The following is a 16,385-nucleotide window of genomic DNA, read 5'->3' on the forward strand; positions in this document are numbered from 1 at the left end:
AGTGGCGAGAAGAGAAAACAGTGTCTCATATTTTTATACTAGTGGTAAAAGTTATTTGTGGACATCACAGATAGGACTTTAAGATAGCGCTTTATTTTTGCTGGATAAAGTACGCGTCTGTTAGGCAAATACTTCTGAATATTTTTCATCAAAATAGATAAGTGTTTGCAATTCTGTCGTTAAATCAATGTATTGGATATTTACGTGTTCGGGAACTTTTACTCGATCTGGCGCAAAATTCAAAATTGCTGATACTCCGCCCTGAACAATTTGATCAATTGCAGATTGTGAATATTTGCTTGGCACCGTCGATATTGCGACTGTCACATTTTTTTCTTTTGCTATTTCCGCAAAACGATCGATTGGATAAATCATTTCCCCATCGATCACTTGTCCAACAATCTCTGGATCATTATCAAACACACAGACGATATTCAAATTTTCATTTCTTCTAAAATTATTGTGTTTCAATGCTTTACCAAGATTTCCGTATCCTACCAAAGCAATCCGTTTTTCCTCATCTGTATTTAAAATACGATCAAATACCTCTATAAGATAAGGGACATCGTACCCATAACCACTGCGCCCTAATTCTCCTAAATACGAAAAATCTCTGCGGATCGTTGCAGAGGGTACTTGCGTGATTTTACTGAATTCATTTGATTTGATACGGCCAACGCCAGAATCATTAAGCATATTCAAATAACGCAAGTACAAAGGCAGTCTTTTAGCTGTCGCTTTTGGCAACGTTTCTGATTTTTCTCCCATAGTCAAAGCTCCTTGTTAATTTATTCACATACTCAGTTTAGCATTTATTAGCTGTGTGAGCAACATTTGCAAAAAAATAAACGTTCTCTTCCTTATGACAAGGTTAACTAAAAGAAAGAATGTGGAAAAAATCTAAAAAATCAGGTTTGCTGCAGATTCTAATTTCCAATATACGGCGTCCAAAAGTCAGGTTTTTCGGAAATAAAAAAAACGAGCGTGAGACAAAAGTGAGAAACACTTTTGTCTCGACCTCATTCTAAAATCAAATTTTATTTATTGAAAACTGATTGCTTTTTTACTTGTGATTATTCTTCGCCTATTAGCTTTTCACTATAGTAAATCAGAAAATTCTTCCGCTGCTTTTTCTTTCGTTTCCGTTTGGATCGTTTCGATTTTTAATCCAGCTAATGCTCGCTCGATCATTTCATCGATTGCTAAACGTTCTTCATACTGATGGACTTTCTCCAAACGAGGACGTGTTTTAGGTTGTGGTGGTGCAAAAATCGTACAGCAATCTTCAAATGGTTGGATCGATAATTCAAATGTATCGATACGCTCAGCCACTTCAATGATCTCTAGTTTGTCCATAGTTGCTACCGGACGAATGATCGGTGTATTCGTGACTTCATTGATTGCTACCATACTCTGCAAAGTTTGAGACGCTACTTGACCAAGTGATTCGCCATTCAGGATAATCAAACCTTGGCGAATGCGTCGGACTTCATCTGTTAAACGTAACATCATCCTACGCGTAATCGTCATCCAATAACCTTGTGGTACACTTCTCTTGATTTCTTCTTGGATCTCCGTAAAAGGTACTTCAATAAAAACGATTTTTCCAACATATGGAGTCAGTTTTCCAGTTAGATCTTTTGCTTTTTGTAAAGCTTGCTCACTTGTGTATGGTGGACTAGCAAAGTGGACAGCCTCGATTTCCACGCCACGTTTCATCGCAAAGTAACCAGCAACTGGAGAGTCAATACCACCTGAAAGCATCAGCATCCCTTTTCCACTTGTTCCTACTGGTAACCCACCTGCACCTTTGATGGTCTCATAAGATAAATAGGCGCCATCACGGCGAATCTCTACACGTAAGGGAATATCTGGTTTACGCATTTGTACTTGGATATCTGGAAAAATATCAAAGACAGCATTTCCTAGAGTTTGATTCAATTCGTTACTTGTCAATACAAAGTCATGATCACTACGTTTTGCAATGATTTTAAACGTCTCGTTGCCTGTGTAGATTTCCTTCATGATTTCTTGAACAGCTGCTTTTAGTTGTTCCACATCTTTTTCGATCCGGATACTCGGTGAAAAATTTTGGATACCAAAAATCTTTGCTAATTTAGGAATAACTAATTCACTATCCGCACCATTCAATAATAAATGCATTCGATCTCGGTCAGCATGGATCTTGATCTCTGGAAAATCACCAAGGGCTTGACGTACATTTTGTGCTAATTGCATGATAAAACTTTTTCGGTTTTTCCCTTTTGTTGACAGTTCACCATAGCGGACCATGATTTCACTATATTTCACAAAAACACTCCTCAAGAATTAATTGATTGTTGAAAACTTTTTATATAATTGTTTGAATATAATCATAAATTGTTCAACTTCTGCCATCGAATTACTTTCGTCTAAACTGATACGTACTGCTGAAGTCGCTAAATCATTAGGAACATGCATGGCATGCAACGTACTGCTTGCCATATGTTTGCGGGAAGAACAAGCACTAGTTGTTGAAATGAAGATCTGTTTTTCTTCTAACGCGTGTACCAGTACTTCTCCACGAATGCCTTTTAACGAAAAGCATAGAATATGCGGCGCGTAATCTTCTCCTTCGGAATAGATCGTGACCTTTTCATATGTTCCTAGAGCATCAATCAATGCATGCTTTAAATTTTTTGTGTGATCTGGCTTTTGTGCTTTGATATCTAAAGCAAGTCTCAATGCTTTGGACATTGCAACGATAGCTGGTACATTCTCTGTGCCGCTTCGCTGATTTTTTTCTTGGCCTCCTCCGGTCAAAAGCGGTGCTAAACGCCGACCTTTTTTCCAATAAATAAAGCCGATTCCTCGTGGTCCATGAAATTTATGTGCGGAGAAAGTGGCAAAATCAACACGGTCTGTCAACCAAGTGGAAAGTGGTACTTTACCGATTGCTTGCACTGCATCCACATGAAAATGGATCTTAGGATGATCTTTCAGTAATTCGCTGATCTCCATGATAGGCTGAATAGAACCCACTTCATTATTGACAGCCATGATGGAAATCAGTACAGTCTCTTTGCGGATCAATTTCTTTAATTCTTCTACAATCACAAAACCTTTTTTATCAACTGGAGCCACACTGACCTCTACTCCTAAAGATCTTAACTGTTCAGCAGTTTCACTTACTGCTGGATGTTCGATTCCTGAAATGATCATATGGTTTCCATACTCACGCTTTTCGATCATTGTTCCTTTAAGTACCCAGTTATCTCCTTCTGTTCCGCCAGAAGTAAAATAGATTTCATCGGGTGTTACTTCAATCAACTCAGCAATTTGTTTTCTTGCTTGCTGTAATAAACGATTGGCTTGATTACCTAAATCATGTAAACTTGACGGATTCCCAATTATCCGCTGACTTGTTTTTACGTAGGCATCTAAACTTTGCGGAAAGATTGGGGTTGTTGCACTATTATCAAAATATATCATAAGAAACCCCTCTTTTTTGAAATTCTCATCTATTATAACGGTTGTCTTATCTGCTTTCAAGGGTGGGATGAGATTTCATTTTTTTGAAACTTACTAAAAAAGCAACATCAGCTTATCCGCTGACGTTGCTTTCATTGTTTATTCGTTGATTCTGATTAGACTAGATCAGGATGATTGAAATAAAAATCTTCAATTCGTTTGAATGCACCAGGTTCAACACGTTCCAATGCTGTACCAATCTCATCTAGGGCTTCTTGATAATGGTATTCTTTATTAAACATAAAGTAGCTCTTATCAATTGCTTCTTTCACTTCTTCATGAGTATGTCGGTAACGGTTGGCATATTGCAACATTTGTTCAGTTAGCGCAGCAGCATCGACTAAATCATGTGTCTTTTTATCTAGTAATTCTAAGTCTTCTTCACATAAAGCAACTAAACGATTGACTTCTTCCATGTTCACTCTGATTTTATTCAGTACCACACTTAATTCTTCAATACGTTCTGTTGCCACAAAGAAAAATTCTAGATAATCATTTGGTAAGCCAGGTAAACGTTGTTTTTCAACAAAGCGTTTCAGACTACGCAATTTAAATTCAAATGTATCAATTTTTTCTTGCGCTTCTTTTTCACCTTTTCTTAGTTCATGTAAAGAGTCGTCGATTTCTACTTGTTGGTTCTCAATATCTTCTAAGATTTTGAAAACTTTTTTGTAGAATGTACGTACTTCAGAATAAGGGACCGTGTGTTGTTGGATCTGTGGTTTCATTTGCTCATTTTGTCGTTCAATTTCTTCCACTTCTGTTTGGAATCCTCTTACTCGGCCGATCTCATTATGATTTAGTGCATAACTTTGCGCAGTATGATCTAACTCGATCAGTAGCTGACGATTATTTTTTGTCGCATGTTTGATGTATTGTTCGATCGTTGCTTGGTTTGTTGCCACATAATTTTGGGCATCTATCTCACGTTCTAAAATATCATATAATGCGTCAATCATATTCGCAGTTTCGCGGTTTTCGAATTCTACCGTTTCCACTTCGGTCTTTTCAAGGTTCGCTAATGAACCTTGTATCCGATTCCGTACTTTATCAATTTCTCCAACAAGGTCTTCTTCTGGAAAAACATACTGTTCCTGCATTAATTTTTCGTAAGTATCATCGATTTCTTCAAGTTGCTCTGGGAAAGTGGTAGCTAGATCTTCATATAATGGTGGGATTTTTTTCATCAAAGCATCCACTTCATACGTATGTTTTTCTGCTTTATCCAGAACTTCTCGCGCTTCTACGGGATCACCAGAGGTATTCAATGTGACGAATTGAGTAAACTCACTTTCGATCATTTTGACTTGCTTTTGCAACTCTGGGAATGCTGGACCGTATGATTGCTCATCTTCTTTGATCGTTTCCTTCAATTCTTCGTAGATATCAAGCGCTTGTTGGACAGCTAATGAATTGCGTTCTTCTGTTTCACGAAGTTCTTTTAATCCTTCACGGATCTCAGATACTTCTTTTTCCATTTGATTCATCGTATTCTCTGCTTCAACAACAGCTTTTTTACCTTTTAAGAATCGGAAACTTTCATTTAGATTCTCAACTTCAAAAATTTGACTTTCTAACTCAGCAAATGAGGAAGTAGATATGTCATTCCATTTTTGACTCCACTCACGAAAGGTATTTTGGCTTTGCCCAACCAGATGCATTTTTTTGACATCATCGACTTCTTCAATCACAGGCAAGTCAAATAATTCTTCCTTGCGCTTTTCTAAGGCATCCAATCGATCTTGGTTTTTTTTCTTCATCAAGTAACTAACCAAAAAGACGACAATGGCGACTATAATGATTGCAATGACGATCCCGATGATTACATTATTTCCCATTTAAGGTTCCTCCGTTTTCAATATGCATCTATTTTTTATGCTCAGACGAACATCCGCTTCGCATAAAACGAATAAATACGTCTTTCGTGCAAAAGACATCTACCGTAAATTATAACATACTATTTTCAAGCATTCACTAACTTAAGCGAAAATCTTTATTCAGTCATTCGTTTTTTTACGAACAAAAAGCAGGATATCTGTTAATTGTTTTCACAATTATCCACTAACTTTTCTTTTTCGCTTGCTCGATCTGCCGTTGGATCTCTTTTGCTATCTTTGGCTCTGGTGCATAATTTTGTTCCCAATCTGCAGGTTTTAGCACTTTGTTCGTCACTGGATGATAATGTGGTTGACCATCAGGAAATAATTTCCCCATATTTGCTTGATGAACGATATCAAATATATTGGTTGGATCTACTCCTAATAATGAAAAAGAACCATACGTAAAGTATAAGATGTCTGTTAATGCATCGACTTGTTCGATCAACGGTTCTTTTCCCCAATTCGTTTTTGTATACATTTTTCTTTCTGCTTTATCTAGTGCATCGTGTAGTTCATTGACAGCTTGATGTAATTTTTGGGGATCATTTTCAGCAGTAGCTGCCACCATCTCTACCAATTCTTCAATTTTAAATCCTGCGCGGTAGCTCGCTTCTTTACTCGTAAAAGCTGTGGGAGATTCTGGTGATCGTGGATCAAAGATCCGATGAAAATCCTCTACTTTTTGAAATGGTGTTTCTTCCGTCATGATTCTTCTCTTCCTTTTATCTTCATTTTCAATAAATCAGTCCAAAGTGCTTAAGACCTTCATATATGCCATTTTTCTCGTTTGTTTTGGTCACAAAATCGGCTGCAGCTTTTACTTCATCCTGTGCATTTCCCATCGCAACACCGATCCCTACGCCTTTCAACATATCGATATCGTTATAATGATCGCCAAACGCCATGATCTCAGACATCTCAATTCCTTTTTCTTTTGCAAATGTTTTGATACCAGAAAGTTTTGAGCCACCTTTTGGAATGATATCGACTGTATAAGCATTTGAACGTTGGAACGAACACTCAGGGAAATACTTTTCTAGTTTTGCCTGTTCTGACTCTTGACTCAATAAAATACATTGATAGATCGGTTCGTTCAAGATTTCTAGTGTTTCATATCTTTTTTTCTGGCGGTGTGGACTAAATAGTTGCAGCCCTTTCTTCATCAAACGAACAGGAAATTTCTTAGGTAAAAAACTAACGATGCGCTTGATCAGCAGGGATTGTCCTAATAGCATCGTCGTCGAACCTGCTAGCTGATACCGCCCTCCAAAAATAATCTGTCGATGATTCTTATCTGCAAATCGTACGATCTTCTTTAATGTGGTTCGATCGAATGGCTGATCCACTATCGTACGATCTGCTGTAAATACTAATTGTCCATTGTAAACAACATACATGTCTAACTCTAATTCATCAATGATTTCTTTAATCCTTATCGGACTACGACCAGTCGCTACGCCGCATAGTATACCGTTCTTTCGAGCATAATTGATTGCTTTTTTTGTTGACTCTAGTGCTTTAGACTGGTTGTTGACCAAGGTACCATCAATATCAAAAAAAATCGCTTTGATCATCTAATGCCCCTTTTCTAAAATAAATCCATTTGTTTTGGATTCAATCCTTGTGGTTTTATCTTCAATATTTTTTGTAGAGCCAATGCATTTTCCGCCGCATCGCCACCTGAATTATTATTAAAAATTATGCCGATGTCCTTCGTCTGCTGCTCAGCTGATCGAATAGCAGAAGCTAATTCGATCAATTCTTCTTCAGAATAACGATAAAGCGTACGCTTTTTTCGCCAATCTTTGTCATTCGCTTGCCAGCCTTGACTATTTCTTCCGTGAAACCGAAAAAGTGTAAACTGAGCGTTGGTTACATAAGGATCGAATGGCACAGTAGTTTGAAGTAATTGTGGTTCATCAATGATTGCTAATGAAAAATCAGCGCGTGTCATAAAACTTCTGGTACGTTCAACTAGTGCTTGACTATACCAAGAATAATCACGTAGTTCGATAGCAATGGGGTAGTCATTGAACCACTTTCTAAGTTTACGCAGATACTGGACACTTTCTTTGGTACATTTGAACGACGCCGGAAACTGTACCAAAAAACAAAATAACTTTCCACTGTCATACATCGGTTGCATGGTATCTAAAAATTTCTCTACCATTTCTTCTTCTGTTTGGTAATATTCCTGCCAATCGCTTTGCCCACTGATTCCTTGATAAACTTTTACGACAAAACGGAAACTTTCTGGTACTTCTTCGACCCACTTCTCAACTGAAGTTTTCCGTGGAATCCCATAATAAGCGGTATCTAATTCCACTAAAGGCAAGAAACCTGCATACTCATAAAGTGTATTATTTTTCTTACCTGTTAATTTATCATGTTCCTTGAACGAAGTTAGTCCAATACGTATCATTTCAAGCCATCCTTCTTCTAAGTTTCATTCAACGTTCTTATGTATCACTACGTAATAAAGCCTATTGTTCTTAACTTAACACCTTGATAGCAAAACTCTTTTATATAGTATACAATAAGCTTTAAAGCCTATGCAAAATTATTCGTAAGGAAGTCCATAAATATGAAAAAAATACTTATTTTACACACTGGTGGAACCATTGCTATGAAAGAAAACATCTTGACAGGGGGGGTGAGTCCAGATGTTGTCAATCCCTTATTGGATGCAGAAATCACTGTACCAGAAAATGTCGATCTCGTGATGGAAGATATTTTTAATCTTCCTTCGCCGCATATCATGCCAAAACACATGCTGATCTTAAAGAAACGGATCATGGAAGCCATTGATTCAGATATTAGGGGTGTTGTTATTACCCACGGAACAGATACCTTGGAGGAAACAGCCTTTTTCTTGGATACGACAATCGGAGACCAGATTCCTATCGTGGTCACAGGAGCCATGCGGTCTAGTAATGAACTTGGAAGTGATGGTCTGTATAACTTCGAAAGTGCCATACGCGTAGCAAGTTGCGATGAAGCAATTGGAAAAGGAGTCTTAGTGGTCATGAACGATGAAATCCATTCTGCTCGCTATGTCACAAAGACTCATACAACCAATGTGGCTACTTTTAGAACACCGACTTTAGGACCCATCGGTTTAGTGACCAAACACCGTATTTTATTCATGCAAGAACTATTAGACTCTACACGACTCGATATTTCTTCAGTCAATGGAACGATCCCTATCGTTAAAGCCTATGCTGGCATGCAGGGGGATCTTTTAGAAGCACTTGCTCATGCCAAAGTAGATGGCTTAGTGATCGAAGCTTTGGGCGCTGGTAACTTGCCACCTCAAGCACTGACGGCATTGAAAAAATTATTGATACAAAAAATCCCCGTCATCCTTGTTTCACGTTGTTTCAACGGGATTGCAGAACCCGTTTACGACTACGAAGGCGGCGGTAAAGAATTAGCCGATATGGGTGTCATTTTCTGTAACAGCATCAATAGTCAAAAAGCCCGATTAAAGTTACTGATTGCGCTAAATTATGGTTTGAAAGAGCAAAAGTTAGCAGATTTTATCACTAACTAACCACTTTACAGCAAAAACTCTGAAGGATTGTACATAATAAAGTACGTCCTTTCAGAGTTTTTATCCATTAAAAATATAAATATTATGCCTCTTTGTTTCTCCACGTAATATTAGCTTCACAATACACTTGATCTTGCATCCGAATCTCGTGTCTTGTTTGGACACCATCTTCTAGAGCAATCTGTTCATAATGACTTTCGATCTCATTACCGTATTCAACTTCTTTATCAAAACGGATCAATACTTTTTCAGGAATATGCGTAGTTAAAAAATCATAACCTAAAACATCAATGATCCAATTGAAGTACATCGCATTGTTCACATGCTGATTGCTATCGATATCATAAAAACGAACACGATAAGGTAACATAAAGCCAGCCTCTACTTTTTCAATTTTCTCTTGACGTTTGATTTTCTTGATTTTTTCACTTTCAAATGGTGCAATGATTTCTTCATTTACACTACTCATTTTACGGTTAACAAAATCCATCAATACGAAAACAGATTCGATCTTAACCAGTTCTTCTCCTTGTTCATCATGAATCCAAAAATTACGATAACAAAAGAATTTATTGTATTCCATTGCCTGAGTAGTTACAGAAATGATTTCGCCAACTTTTGGGAGTCTATTGATCATGATCGAATAATTCGTGATGACCCAAGTAAGTCCAAAACTCTTGACGAAGTCACTTCCTCGGCCTAATGCATCACTTTGATCTTCAGACGTTTTGATTACTACTCCAAGCATTGACGGAAACGTCATTGTTTGATTTATATCGCATTCATAATATGAAACTTCATGTTTTTTTGTGTATCTCTTTGCCAAAAAAACACCCTCCTCTTATCTTTTATCGAGTAATTGTTCTACTTGTGAGCCATAGGTTTCTCCAAACATATTTAGATGAGCTAATAAATAATACAACTGATAGACAGGTAAGCGTTTTTCCCAGCCCTCTTCCAAAGGATAATTGAATTGATAACTTTCTAAAAATTCTGGACGAAAACCGCCAAATAACTGACTCATTGCAATATCTTGCTCACGATCACCATAAGATACTGCAGGATCAATGAAAACCGGTGTTCCTTGCTGATCAAAGAACACATTACCACTCCACAAGTCTCCATGCAATAGGCTAGGCACAATCTTTTTGTTCGCTAAACTTTCAAGTACATATTGTTTGAAGACTAAAAATTTTTGTTGCCGTACTTGATTCCATCGATTATTTTTTTGTGCCAAAGCAATTTGACTCTCTAATCGGTTTTTGAAAAAAAACGTCCACCAATCTTCCTCAAACGTATTTATTTGGGGCAATATACCTAAATAGTTGTTCTTTCGATAACCGAATTGCGGTGCAGTTACCTTATGCAGGTTGGCTAAAGTGGCTGCCAGTTCTTTCTGGCTACCTTCTCCTGGTTCGATCCATTCCATCAACAGGTAGGCGCCATCTTGTATTTCTCCTAGCATGTAAGTTTCTGGTACACGTACATAAGGTGCTAATTCTTTTAATCCAGCTGCTTCAACTTCAAAAAATTCTTTACCGATGTTCGGATGAATTTTTAAAAAATAAGAACATTGCCCCTCAATCCGATAAGTTTGATTGACATCACCACCAGTTATTGGGATGATTTTTCCTTCTAACTTGATTTCTGACAAGACCGATCGTACATCCATTTCTACTCCTCCTTACATGCTTAGGAAAACAGACTTCTGCTTTTATATATGCTATATGAATTATACCATAGACGATTAGAAAAGAAGGAAATCAGCATGTAGTCAGCTAGTTCTAGAAAAAATGATCCACTCAAAGAACACACTGCTTTTTTAGCTCTTTTAGAAGGAAACCCACTAAAAAAGGAGAAGGAATCTACATTTTTCCCTCTCCTGTTGAAGCTATTGGAATTTAAGCTAGTGCGCCCATTGGATCCCATGGAGCCAAGACAGTTGGTTCTTCATTAAATGCAGCTAGTTGTTCTTTTGTCAATAAATCTTTACGAACGACGATTTGATAAGTGTATTCGTCCATCCATTCATCACTCATCACAAAGAAGCCATTCGTTCCGACTTTTTCACCCCAGCTATTTTCAACTTTCCATTTTGTTGATTGTCCATCAACAATGTCGACCCCTGTCAATACCATCGCATGAGTCATTAAACTTTCTCCATAATCAAGTCTTTCTGCTTTTGTCATTGTAAAATCAATATCAAATAGATCATCCATGCTATAAACATCTAATGCCATGATTCCACTATCTCTTGTAGAAGATTGACCCACATCACAACCAAACCAAACTGACTCTCCTTGTTCCAATTGACTGATCGCCAATTTTTTAAATGTTTCCATATCAACGTTCAAGTATTTTACTTCTGTTCCGTCAACGACATTTCCTAACATTTCAACTGTGTAAGAACGATCGAATGGTTTGTCTTTGGTAGGTGCATTGATGATACTTACATAGTCTTCCAATTTTACACCGATGTATTTGTCATAGAATGTTTGTGGTGTAAGATTTTGGTCGATGTGGTAATTTTTGTCTTCATCACGGTACTCAAAATCGAATTCTTTTGGAGGTGTACCTAAAGAAGTTGCCAAGAAATTATAGACATCTTCTAGCATTTTTTCTTTTTTAGCTTGAATCGTTTCTTTTGTTTCTCCATCAGCAATCATTTTGCGCAAAGCAACTGCATCTTTACGTAATATCTTGTTTAGATAATTATTCAATTCACGAGAATTAGAGCTATTTGCACTCTCTGGCATCACTGATTTAGGAACAACGCCATATTTTTGGAATAGTGAAACGATCATATCCCATTGTCCGCCATCTTGCTGAGGTGTAGTAAGTAAAAAGGCAACTTTTCGACTATCCAGTGCTTCTTTTCCAGTAGCAATGATATTTTCATAGAAATAGTTTGCTTTTTCATATTTATCCCAGAAAAATGTGTAGTTTTGAGATAATTCAAAATCTTTTAAATTGAACTGATTCAATAATTTATGACGGAATGTATTTAATGCTGCAAACATCCAGCAGCGTCCTGATTGCTTTTGATTCGCAACTTTTCCTGTTGCTAGATCAATAGAAAATACAGGTGTATTTGTCACATGTGCAGAAACATTCTCTGCAGAAGCAGTGATTCCGTTTTTTACCACAGCTCTTTGTAATGCTTGTTTCTTGTTGCTTGCTTGAAACTGTTGTTCAAATTTTTTCGTCATATCCGAAGTAATAGCTTTCATCCAATCATCCTTCCAATCCAAAATGTACTTATCATTCTACTCTTAAGTTCTTTGAATTACAATGTCCTCTCAACTCATTTTCTTCAAAGAATTTTCATTCATCGGCACAAAGAATACTACTGTGAACAAAGAGGTCGAGACAAAAGTGTTTCTTACTTCTGTCCCAACCTCTTTTTGAAATTTCCGAAAAATCTGACCTTTGGACGCCGTTTATTTGAGAGAAGCTGGGACAGAAGTGTTTAACTCCGAGAAATAAGAAGAAATGAACGAAAATTGCTTTTCAAATTTTTGTGAACTTCGGCTTATTTCCGAGGGAGTTGCTTCTGCTCCCGCCGTTTATTCGAGAGTCTGTAGCAAAACCGATTTTTAGATTTGTCCCATATTCCCTCATTACAAAAGTATTCTTTAACACAGGCCTTTACTCATAGATATATAGCAGAAGTTATATGCCTAGAACGTTGGGCACCTTTTTCTACTTCCTAAAATGGACCATTTGGCTGATAACTATACTGCAACCCAGACTAGCGATAGCCTATTATTTTATCGTAAGGAGTTAGTTTATGAAGCTAGATTTTCATTAACATAGTAACGCTATTTTTCTATTGTGATTATTTTACATTTCCGTTGGAGTCCAGAAAAGAGCTGATAAAAAATATTCATCCTTCATCAGCTTTTTTACTGGATCATCTTAAAAACTTTTTCTGACTTGAATTCATTCCTCATATTCAATCAACTCAGCAATTTTCATGGTTCAATTTAGTCCGATTTCAGCCTAAGTATTCCTGTAAAAAATTCAGCGTATTCGCAAAAACTTCATCGGCATAACCCTCTCCATGTTGGCTACCAGCAATAAGTTTGCTTTCACTAGGAACCTTTTGTTCAGCCAAACTTTGTTGCAATTTGTACACACCACTCAACGGTACCAATTCTTCTAAAGAATTGGCCAAAAAGATCGGCCCACTCTCAGCTGAGACCCGTTGCAACGGATCTGCTTGCTGTAGCAAAACTTGATCCTGACCGACATAATTCAATATAAACCACTTATAAAAAGCATCGTTGGTTCCCCCTTGATCGATCTGACGACTTTCCTGTTGATCAAAATTGGGGTTTTGGTTCATTTCAGCTACGACATCTGGATGTTTTGCCACCCAATCCACTAAATCAATAATCCCTGACCAAGAAGCCGCAGCAATTCCCTTTTGTAAAGCCAGTTCGATTGCTAAATTACCGCCAGCAGAAGATCCTAAAGCGGCAATTTTTCCCTTTTCCGCTGGCAAATCACTTGCTAGCAACCAATCATAAACCTTCAACACATCGTTCAAGGCAGCTGGATAAAGATAGTTGGGTGCCAAACGATAATTAGGAGCGATAACCAAATAACCAATTGTCCTCAACTGTTCAGCTAAGGCTGATTCTTTTTGCTTATCTCCTCGAAACCATCCACCACCGTGAATCAGAATAATCGTTCCTTTGGTCACGGTGGGTTGATACACGTCGCATGCCAGTTGATTTTCCACATCGTAAATCATTTCTTGGACCATCTTGGATCTCCTCCTAAATCAAATCATTTTCAGCAGTCACTGGAGGTTGTTGTTGCCTGATTCTTTCTAAAACATCTCTCAAGTGATTTTTCGCATGTTCATATTCCGACATTTGTTTACCAAATTGTTGGTTGAACACTGGCAAACCACCTTCTGCAAAAGCATACTCAAACTGATAAACTGCTTGATATGCTTGCGTAAATTCGGATAATAATGCCCCTTCGTTAGCTAATTGTAACGCCATTTGGATGACCCTAAAATCGGTATAAGCGATTTCAAATTGAATCGCCCAGATTCGAATGAAGTCATGTTGATTTTTGATATGCAGAAAATGGCGCTCAGTTGTTTCTTGTAAATTTTTGATAGAACCAATCACATCAAGCATTCTCCCACCTCACTGTAATTTCAAGAAAATTCCTTTGTCTTGCATTGCTTTAACAAAGACTGGTACAGTTTTTCCTCGATTCCAATCACGTTGCATCTCACAAGCCAGTTGGGCAAACGTCGTCAATTGCGCACCCGCCTGTTCCACACGGCGCAAAGCAGTTTCATGGGCAATCACGCTTGTGCCACCAACTGCATCCACCACCGGATACACTTCATAACCAGCTTGCAAAGCATCTAAGGTCGGAAAAGTTAAACAAGCTTCCGTCCATAATGCGGCAATAATCAATTTTTTTCGACCAGTCGCTTCAACGGCAGCTTTAAACTCTGCATCCTCCCAAGCATTGATTGACGTACGGTCATAGCTAGGTAAATCAGCTAACACATTTTTTAATTGGGGAATCGTTTCCTGATTGCGACCAGTTGCCACATTGACTGTCGAAAGGATGATCGGCACTTGGTACTCTTTCAGCAGATTCGTCACGGCTGTTACATTTTCAATTAATTGATGGCGGTCCATGGAGTTGATGGAATTGACTTGGGTTGGTTGATAATCGATCAACAGAAATACAGAATTTTCCGGAGATAATAATTCATCTTGCGCAGCATCACGTGGTTTTAAACTTGTCATAAAGCATTCGACCTTTCATTTTTGATACCTATAATCTACTCTTTTTTTGAATTTTCTAACAGTAAAAGCTCTCGGTAAAAGAGTACTCTTTTTAGACCACCTTTTTTCGTCAAACAAACGCTTTTTCGTTCACCATTTTTAGCAAAAAAAATAGGCTCAAGGAATTCCTCCAATGAACCGTTTTTACCTATGGAAATATTATTTTTTCTCTATAAAAAAAGCCACAGTCAGCGACTGTGGTCAAATTACTCCGGCAGTAGGACTCGAACCTACGACATCATGATTAACAGTCATGCGCTACTACCAACTGAGCTATGCCGGAATCAAGTACATGTATATAATAGCAAGTTACGATAAATAACGCAATACTTTTTTTGAAAATTTCTATTATTTTTTTATGGAAAAATTTTTTTAAAATACGTTATTTAAAAACAGTATTTTGTCCCTTATTTCCAAACATAAAATAGCTGTTTTCTCTAATTAAATATTGACAAATCCACCTATATTAGTTATCCTAATATCTGTAAGATTTTTGCCGCTTTAGCTCAGCTGGTAGAGCGCTTCCATGGTAAGGAAGAGGTCGCCGGTTCAAACCCGGCAAGTGGCTTCTCTATACAGCGTAACATGTTGTTTTATCAGCGTGTTCACGCTGTTTTTTTGTTGTTCTCTGCTAAAAAAAATCGCAAATCTTTTTTTATTTTATTTCTCTTTGTTTTCATTCTATCCACTTGTAGATTTAGTAACTAGCTGCATGAAGAAAATCTTTTCACTGCTACCTGTTTCTCAACAATCTCAAGATATTATTTCCTGAATTAAGATTTAGTGGATAGGTTTTACGTTCGTTCGTTCGTTCGTTTGTTTGTTTTACATTCTAAAAAAGCTAGAATATCGTCAGGACTTTTATCCAATATTCTAACTTTTTATCTATTATGGTCGCAGATCAACTAATTGTACATGACTATCTAATGTTCCACTTGGGCTTTCAAGTTTAAATACACCTAATCGTGGATCAAGTGTCAGTGTCATTGCTTCATCCATATACATTTTTGAATAGTCTTTGATATAGACTTCACCTATGTCACTGTCTACAGTGAGCGGATAATCATTTTTTTCTTGTTTCTTATCTAAAAGGAGTAAACGGAAACTAGTATCCAATGAGCAAACACCCATCTTTGAATATTTTCCTACACCATCATCCAAATCGAGAATGATCGTGGCACCCTCATCAGTATACTTCTGTAGTCTTTCTTGTGCTTTTTCAGAAATTTTTAGATACATCTATCAATTACCTCCTTCAATGTATTACAAGTTGATGCTAGCACATTTAAATTTTTTTAGCGAAAATTCTGCTTTCGTTCCGTTTAATTACGTTTTTAGGCTCTATATTTTTTGAAGTTAGCGAATTTCACCAATATCATTTAACAGTGAGCTTTTAAAAATTATATTTTCTTGTAATACAAAAAAACACAATAGATTACTCTATTGTGCTTTAACTACTCCGGCAGTAGGACTCGAACCTACGACATCATGATTAACAGTCATGCGCTACTACCAACTGAGCTATGCCGGAATATTACCAGCGTGGCGACGTCCTACTCTCACAAGGGGCAACCCCTCACTACAATCGGCGCTAAGAAGCTTAACTTCTGTGTTCGG

Annotated in this window: 15 protein-coding genes, 3 tRNA genes, 1 rRNA gene and 1 pseudogene; 3 read left to right on the forward strand and 17 right to left on the reverse strand. The window is 37.4% G+C overall.

Features of this window, described 5'->3' with window-relative positions; all coding sequences use genetic code 11:
• Window positions 1-120 precede the first annotated feature (120 nt).
• From FGQ66_RS13455 to FGQ66_RS13485, 7 genes are all read right to left on the reverse strand, one after another.
• Entirely contained in the window at window positions 121-768 is a 648-nt protein-coding gene (locus tag FGQ66_RS13455; RefSeq protein ID WP_053109256.1) for a redox-sensing transcriptional repressor Rex, read from the reverse strand.
• Window positions 769-1,098: 330 nt separating this feature from the next.
• Window positions 1,099-2,310: a tRNA uracil 4-sulfurtransferase ThiI gene (thiI, locus tag FGQ66_RS13460; protein WP_138302590.1), complete on the reverse strand. Its 1,212-nt coding sequence runs from the start codon at window positions 2,308-2,310 to the stop codon at window positions 1,099-1,101.
• A gap of 18 nt (window positions 2,311-2,328) precedes the next feature.
• A complete protein-coding gene (locus FGQ66_RS13465; RefSeq protein ID WP_138302591.1) occupies window positions 2,329-3,471 on the reverse strand; it encodes a cysteine desulfurase family protein in 1,143 nt (380 codons plus the stop codon).
• A 155-nt stretch (window positions 3,472-3,626) separates the two neighbouring features.
• Window positions 3,627-5,348, reverse strand: coding sequence for a septation ring formation regulator EzrA (locus FGQ66_RS13470; protein WP_138302592.1), 1,722 nt, complete (start codon window positions 5,346-5,348; stop codon window positions 3,627-3,629).
• A gap of 223 nt (window positions 5,349-5,571) precedes the next feature.
• Window positions 5,572-6,096 (reverse strand): pyrophosphohydrolase domain-containing protein, encoded by a 525-nt coding sequence (locus tag FGQ66_RS13475; RefSeq protein WP_005879617.1) that lies wholly within the window; start codon window positions 6,094-6,096, stop codon window positions 5,572-5,574.
• Between the two features lie 28 nt (window positions 6,097-6,124).
• Window positions 6,125-6,964 (reverse strand): Cof-type HAD-IIB family hydrolase, encoded by an 840-nt coding sequence (locus FGQ66_RS13480; RefSeq protein ID WP_005879619.1) that lies wholly within the window; start codon window positions 6,962-6,964, stop codon window positions 6,125-6,127.
• 14 nt (window positions 6,965-6,978) lie between these two features.
• Complete coding sequence (locus FGQ66_RS13485) at window positions 6,979-7,812, reverse strand: DUF72 domain-containing protein (RefSeq protein WP_005879621.1); 834 nt, start codon at window positions 7,810-7,812, stop codon at window positions 6,979-6,981.
• Window positions 7,813-7,974: 162 nt separating this feature from the next.
• On the opposite strand from FGQ66_RS13485, the gene FGQ66_RS13490 reads away from it, so the two are divergent.
• On the forward strand, window positions 7,975-8,943 hold the full coding sequence (locus FGQ66_RS13490; protein ID WP_005879623.1) for an asparaginase: 969 nt from the start codon (window positions 7,975-7,977) through the stop codon (window positions 8,941-8,943).
• Between the two features lie 82 nt (window positions 8,944-9,025).
• Here FGQ66_RS13490 and FGQ66_RS13495 read toward each other — a convergent pair whose 3' ends face one another.
• From FGQ66_RS13495 to FGQ66_RS13505, 3 genes are all read right to left on the reverse strand, one after another.
• A complete protein-coding gene (locus FGQ66_RS13495; RefSeq protein WP_081135337.1) occupies window positions 9,026-9,769 on the reverse strand; it encodes an acyl-ACP thioesterase domain-containing protein in 744 nt (247 codons plus the stop codon).
• A gap of 15 nt (window positions 9,770-9,784) precedes the next feature.
• Entirely contained in the window at window positions 9,785-10,615 is an 831-nt protein-coding gene (locus FGQ66_RS13500; RefSeq protein WP_138302593.1) for a fructosamine kinase family protein, read from the reverse strand.
• A gap of 229 nt (window positions 10,616-10,844) precedes the next feature.
• Window positions 10,845-12,173 carry a C1 family peptidase gene (locus FGQ66_RS13505; protein WP_138302594.1) on the reverse strand — a complete coding sequence of 443 codons (1,329 nt, stop codon included), beginning with the start codon at window positions 12,171-12,173 and terminating at the stop codon, window positions 10,845-10,847.
• 224 nt (window positions 12,174-12,397) lie between these two features.
• Here FGQ66_RS13505 and FGQ66_RS15745 point away from each other — a divergent pair.
• Window positions 12,398-12,517 (forward strand): annotated as a pseudogene (locus FGQ66_RS15745) (DUF3788 family protein); the annotation flags it as partial.
• Between the two features lie 423 nt (window positions 12,518-12,940).
• Here the strand turns inward: FGQ66_RS15745 and FGQ66_RS13515 are convergent.
• The 4 genes from FGQ66_RS13515 to FGQ66_RS13530 all read right to left on the reverse strand — a co-directional run bounded on the left by FGQ66_RS13515 (window position 12,941) and on the right by FGQ66_RS13530 (window position 15,051).
• Window positions 12,941-13,714, reverse strand: coding sequence for an alpha/beta hydrolase (locus FGQ66_RS13515; protein WP_138302595.1), 774 nt, complete (start codon window positions 13,712-13,714; stop codon window positions 12,941-12,943).
• 13 nt (window positions 13,715-13,727) lie between these two features.
• On the reverse strand, window positions 13,728-14,099 hold the full coding sequence (locus FGQ66_RS13520; RefSeq protein WP_113846160.1) for a hypothetical protein: 372 nt from the start codon (window positions 14,097-14,099) through the stop codon (window positions 13,728-13,730).
• Window positions 14,100-14,108: 9 nt separating this feature from the next.
• A complete protein-coding gene (locus tag FGQ66_RS13525; protein WP_081135350.1) occupies window positions 14,109-14,729 on the reverse strand; it encodes a hydrolase in 621 nt (206 codons plus the stop codon).
• A gap of 248 nt (window positions 14,730-14,977) precedes the next feature.
• Window positions 14,978-15,051, reverse strand: a tRNA-Asn gene (locus tag FGQ66_RS13530).
• Between the two features lie 212 nt (window positions 15,052-15,263).
• Here FGQ66_RS13530 and FGQ66_RS13535 point away from each other — a divergent pair.
• Window positions 15,264-15,336: transfer RNA gene (locus FGQ66_RS13535), tRNA-Thr, on the forward strand.
• A 320-nt stretch (window positions 15,337-15,656) separates the two neighbouring features.
• Here FGQ66_RS13535 and FGQ66_RS13540 read toward each other — a convergent pair.
• From FGQ66_RS13540 to rrf, 3 genes are all read right to left on the reverse strand, one after another.
• The gene (locus FGQ66_RS13540) at window positions 15,657-16,007 is read right to left on the reverse strand and encodes an iron-sulfur cluster biosynthesis family protein (RefSeq protein ID WP_005880598.1); all 351 of its coding nucleotides are present in this window, start codon (window positions 16,005-16,007) and stop codon (window positions 15,657-15,659) included.
• Between the two features lie 218 nt (window positions 16,008-16,225).
• A tRNA-Asn gene (locus tag FGQ66_RS13545) sits at window positions 16,226-16,299 on the reverse strand.
• A gap of 9 nt (window positions 16,300-16,308) precedes the next feature.
• A 5S ribosomal RNA gene (rrf, locus tag FGQ66_RS15875) occupies window positions 16,309-16,385 on the reverse strand; the annotation flags it as partial.

Origin of the sequence: Enterococcus sp. BSD2780061688st2 D3, from assembly GCF_005844145.1 — a bacterium.
Taxonomy (GTDB): domain Bacteria; phylum Bacillota; class Bacilli; order Lactobacillales; family Enterococcaceae; genus Enterococcus_B; species Enterococcus_B durans.

Bases quoted from the DNA above. Each gene is read 5' to 3' on its own strand.
- FGQ66_RS13485 (WP_005879621.1), bottom strand. From the start codon at position 7,812: ATGATACGTATTGGACTAACTTCGTTCAAGGAACATGATAAATTAACA.
- FGQ66_RS13490 (WP_005879623.1), top strand. From the start codon at position 7,975: ATGAAAAAAATACTTATTTTACACACTGGTGGAACCATTGCTATGAAA.
- FGQ66_RS13540 (WP_005880598.1), bottom strand. From the start codon at position 16,007: ATGTATCTAAAAATTTCTGAAAAAGCACAAGAAAGACTACAGAAGTAT.
- FGQ66_RS13500 (WP_138302593.1), bottom strand. From the start codon at position 10,615: ATGGATGTACGATCGGTCTTGTCAGAAATCAAGTTAGAAGGAAAAATC.
- FGQ66_RS13520 (WP_113846160.1), bottom strand. From the start codon at position 14,099: ATGCTTGATGTGATTGGTTCTATCAAAAATTTACAAGAAACAACTGAG.
- FGQ66_RS13480 (WP_005879619.1), bottom strand. From the start codon at position 6,964: ATGATCAAAGCGATTTTTTTTGATATTGATGGTACCTTGGTCAACAAC.
- FGQ66_RS13475 (WP_005879617.1), bottom strand. From the start codon at position 6,096: ATGACGGAAGAAACACCATTTCAAAAAGTAGAGGATTTTCATCGGATC.
- FGQ66_RS13525 (WP_081135350.1), bottom strand. From the start codon at position 14,729: ATGACAAGTTTAAAACCACGTGATGCTGCGCAAGATGAATTATTATCT.
- FGQ66_RS13470 (WP_138302592.1), bottom strand. From the start codon at position 5,348: ATGGGAAATAATGTAATCATCGGGATCGTCATTGCAATCATTATAGTC.
- FGQ66_RS13455 (WP_053109256.1), bottom strand. From the start codon at position 768: ATGGGAGAAAAATCAGAAACGTTGCCAAAAGCGACAGCTAAAAGACTG.
- FGQ66_RS13465 (WP_138302591.1), bottom strand. From the start codon at position 3,471: ATGATATATTTTGATAATAGTGCAACAACCCCAATCTTTCCGCAAAGT.
- FGQ66_RS13515 (WP_138302595.1), bottom strand. From the start codon at position 13,714: ATGGTCCAAGAAATGATTTACGATGTGGAAAATCAACTGGCATGCGAC.
- FGQ66_RS13505 (WP_138302594.1), bottom strand. From the start codon at position 12,173: ATGAAAGCTATTACTTCGGATATGACGAAAAAATTTGAACAACAGTTT.